This is a genomic window from Inquilinus sp. (assembly GCF_057815775.1).
In genome coordinates this window covers 1-4,614 of sequence record NZ_JBYRFX010000676.1, presented here as the reverse complement: position 1 = coordinate 4,614, position 4,614 = coordinate 1, and the positions used below count along the sequence as shown (strand labels likewise).

General features: G+C 70.4%; 1 protein-coding gene. It reads left to right on the top strand.

The window, feature by feature from the left end; genetic code table 11:
* On the top strand, positions 1-4,614 hold a 4,614-nt coding region (locus AC3XYG_RS23520), incomplete at both ends, for a non-ribosomal peptide synthetase (protein WP_489142295.1).

Below are 4,614 nucleotides of genomic sequence, written 5' to 3'. Positions count from 1 at the left end.
TCACCTGGCGGTGGATGGGGTGTCCTGGCGGGTGCTGCTGTCGGACCTGCAGCGCGGCTATGAGCGGGCGCTGGCGGGCGAAGCCCAGCCGGCAGGCGGTCCGCGGACGCCGTGGAGCCATTGGGCCCAGGCGCTGCAGGCTTATGCGGCAACACCCGAGGTCCAGTCCGAGGCTGCTTGGTGGCGGGCCTCCCTGTCGAATGCGACGGGCCGGCTGCCAATGAAGTCCGGTGGCGATCGTCGGCTGGGATCGAGCCGCGAGGTGACGTGGCGGCTGGAGGCATCGCAGACGCGCCGGCTACTGCAGGAGGTGCCTGCGGCGTACCGGACGGGTGTCGAGGATGTGCTGCTGGCAGCCCTGAGCCGGGTGCTGGCGGACTGGTCCGGGGCCCCGGGCGTGCTGGTCGACCTGGAAGGGCATGGCCGCGAGGGTGTGGTGCCGGATGTGGATGTGTCGGAGACGGTGGGCTGGTTCACCACCCGCTATCCCGTCTGGCTGCAGTCTGAGACCGACGCGGCCGCCCATCTGATCGGAGTGAAGGAGCGCCTGCGGTCGGTGCCGCATCGTGGCCTGCATTGGGGCCTGCTGCCCGAGGCGGCGCGCACAGGGCTGCCGCGGTCGGAGGTGAGCTTCAACTATCTCGGCCGGTTCGACGGCAGCCTCGCCGAGGATGGGCTGTTCGGCTTCGCCCGGGAGGCACGCGGCGCGTCGATGTCGCCGGAGACGGCGCTGGGCCATGTGCTGGATATCAACGGCATCGTGGCGGAAGACAGCCTGTCGCTGAGCTGGCAGTACAGCCCGGACGTGGTGTCGGCGGCCGAGGTCGAAGACCTCGTGCGCCGGTTCGATGCCGAGATCCGGTCGCTGATCGCCCATTGCCTGGCCCAGGCACCGGGGGCGACGGCCGCGGACTTCCCGCTGTCCGGCCTGACCCAGGCGCAGTTCCAGGCACTGGACCTGGACATATCGGCGATCCAGGACCTCTACCCGGCGACGGCGGTGCAGCAGGGCATGCTGTTCCACAGCCTGATGCGGCCGGGCGAAGGCCTGTATGTCAATCAGCTGCGGGTGACCCTGAAGGGCTCCCCGGACCGTGCCGCCCTGCGCGGCGCCTGGGACGCGGTGGTGTCGCGGCACGACATCCTGCGCACCGGCTTCGAATGGCGCCATGGCGGCGACGCGCTGCAAATGGTGCATCATCAGGTCCGGCTGCCCTATGCGGAGCATGATTGGCACGCCGTCGAGGACTATGACGCCCGGCTGGCCGAATGGCGGCGCGCGGATCTGGCGCTGGGCTTCGATCCGTCGGTGGCGCCGCTGCTGCGCATTGCAGTGTTCGCCCGCCCGGATGGCGATTGTGACCTGATCCGCACCATGCACCACGCCCTGACCGATGGCTGGAGCACGTCGCAGCTGCTGGGCGAGGTCGGTGCGGCCTATGAGGCGCTGCGTCGTGGTGCGCCGGTGCCGCCCGTGTCCAGCCCATCCTATCGGGACTATGTGTCCTGGCTGGCGCGCCAGGGCAGCGGCGAGGCCTGGTGGCGCGAGCGGCTGGCGGAGGTGGACGAGCCGGCGGGCCTGGTGGAGAGCCTGGAAGGGCCGGCGCCCGGCGAGGCCGGGGCCCATCGGGTCGATGAGCGCCTGTCGGCGGATCTGAGCGAGCGCCTGCGCCAGGCGGCGCAACGCCACGCGGTGACGCTGAACACGCTGATGCAGGGCGCCTGGTCGGTGCTGCTGTGGCGCTACGGCAACCGGCCGCAAGTCGTGTTCGGCACGACGGTGTCGGGGCGCCCGCCCGAGCTGGCCGGGTCGGACCGGATGCTGGGCCTGTTCATCAACAGCCTGCCGGTGTGGGTCAATCTGAGCGCGGGCGAGCGGGTGTCGGACTGGCTGCGGGGCCTGCAGGATCGCAACAGCGCGCTGCGCCAGTACGAGCACACGCCGCTGCCATCGGTGCAGCGCTGGGCGGGGCAGGTGGGCGAAAGCCTGTTCGACAGCTTGGTGGTGTTCGAGAACTACCCGATCGACGCGGCGGCGCGGGCGGCGCAAGGCGCCCTGGCGCCGCGCCATGCCGAGGTCGTGGAGCGGACGGACACGCCGCTGACGCTGGTGGTGGTGCCCGGCGCCGGGCTGGAGCTGACCTGGAGCTGGGACGGCGCGCTGGTGTCGTCGGCCAGCGTGGCGGGGCTGCGGCAGCACTATGTCGAGGTGCTGGAGCAGCTGGCGTCGCAGGGCGAATTGCGGCTCGGCGATTTGGTGCTGAGCGGCGGCGAAGCAGCACCCGTGCGGCAGCGCTACGCCTTTCGGTCGGTGACCGGGCGGGTGCTGGAGCAGTGCCGGCGCGACCCCGACGCCGAGGCGGTGATCCATGAGGATGACCGCCTGAGCTACCGGGGCCTGGAGGATCTGTCGGGCCGGATGGCCTGGCAGCTGCGGCGGCTTGGCGTCGGGGCGGATGTCCGGGTCGGCCTGTGCATGGAGCGTTCGACCGGCCTGGTGGCGTCGCTGCTGGGCATCCTGCGCGCCGGCGGGGCCTATGTGCCGCTGGATCCGGCCTATCCCGAGGCGCGGCTGCGCGACACCATCGCCGATGCCGGGCTGCACTGCATCGTCGCCGACCGGGCGAGCGCGGAGCGGCTGTCCGGCCTGCTCGACGGGCAGCGCTTGGTGGTGCTGGAGGATCTGGCGGATGGGGGCGGCCGGTTCCCGGATGCGGTGCCGCATCCGCTGCAGCTGGCCTATGTGATCTACACCTCGGGCTCCACCGGCCGGCCCAAGGGAGTGGCCATCAGCCATGAGGCTGTGGCGCGTCTGCTGGATTCGACCGACGGTTGGTTCGGCTTCGGGCCGTCTGACGTGTGGACCCTTTTCCACTCCTATGCCTTCGACTTCTCGGTGTGGGAGATCTTCGGCGCGCTGGCCTATGGCGGCCGGCTGGTGGTGGTGCCTCATTGGACCGCGCGCGACGTCCAGGCGTTCCACGATCTCCTGCGCGCCGAGGCGGTGACGGTGCTGAACCAGACGCCGTCGGCGTTCCAGCCGTTGCTGCATCTCGATGCTGCGTCGGACCAGCCATTGACGGCGCTGCGCGCGGTGATCTTCGGCGGTGAGAAGCTGGAGCCCTCGACGCTGGCGCCATGGGTGGCCAAGCGGGGTGATACGGCGCCAGCGCTGATCAACATGTACGGCATCACCGAGACCACGGTGCACGCCACCTATCGCCATCTGAGGGCGGCTGACGTGTTGGGACCGCAGGCGCGCAGCGTGATCGGGGAAAGCCTGCCCGACCTGCCGGTGCATGTGCTGGACCAGACACTGCAGCTGGCGCCCGCGAACGGGGTGGGTGAGCTTTATGTCGGCGGCACCGGCCTGGCGCGGGGCTACCTGAACCGCCCTGGGCTGACGGCGGAACGCTTCGTGCCCAATCCCTATGGCGAGCCGGGCAGCCGGCTGTATCGCAGCGGCGACCTCGCCCGCAGCCTGGCCTCGGGCGAGCCGGAGTATATCGGCCGACTGGACCATCAGGTGAAGTTGCGGGGCTACCGGATCGAGCTTGGCGAGATCGAGGCGGGGCTGCGGGGCTGCCTTGGCGTGAAGGAAGCGGCGGTCGCGCTGCGGGGTTCTGGCGAGAGCAAGCGTCTGGTCGGCTACGTCACGGGCGACGTGGATCCGGAAGCCATCCGGTCTGTGCTGGCTCGTGACCTGCCGGAACACATGATCCCGTCTGCGATCATGGTGCTGGAGCGTCTGCCGCTGACACCGAACGGCAAGCTGGACCGCAACGCCCTGCCGGAGCCGGAGATCACGGCATCGGCCATCAAGGCGCCACGGACGGAGACGGAGCGGGTGCTGTGCGCGGTGTGGGCCGAGGTTCTGTCGCTGCCGGCCGTCGGGATCACGGACAACTTCTTCCGCATCGGCGGTGACTCGATCCTGAGCCTGCGGGTGATTGCGCGGGCGCGGGAACAGGGGATCCGGGTGACACCACGCCAGGTGTTCGAACACCCGACGGTGGAGCGCCTGGCCCAGGTGGCCGAGGCAATCGGCACCGACGAGGCGGTGCAGGCGGAGATCACTGACCGAGCATTGGCACTGACGCCGATCCAGTCCTGGTTCTTCGAGCGCTACCCCGAGGGCCTGTCGCACTGGAACCAGTCGGTTCTGCTGCGGGTGAAGGGTGATCTGTCGGAGCCGGCACTGGAGAACGTGCTGTCCTGGCTGGTGCGTCGCCACGATGCGCTGCGCCTGCGGTTCGAACGGATCGACGGCGCGTGGCAGCAGCGGGTGGTGCCGACGGAGACGTCGAACCTGCTGCAGGTGACGACGCTGACCGGCGAGAGCTGGCAGTCGGAGCTGGAAGCGTTCGGCCTGTCGGTGCAGACCAGCCTGGAGCTGGGCTCAGGTCCGCTGCTGCGGGTGGGCTATGCCCGGCTGCCGGAGCAGGGCGAGGGCCGCCTGCTGCTGGCAATTCATCACCTGGCGGTGGATGGGGTGTCCTGGCGGGTGCTGCTGTCGGACCTGCAGCGCGGCTATGAGCGGGCGCTGGCGGGCGAAGCCCAGCCGGCAGGCGGTCCGCGGACGCCGTGGAGCCATTGGGCCCAGGCGCTGCAGGC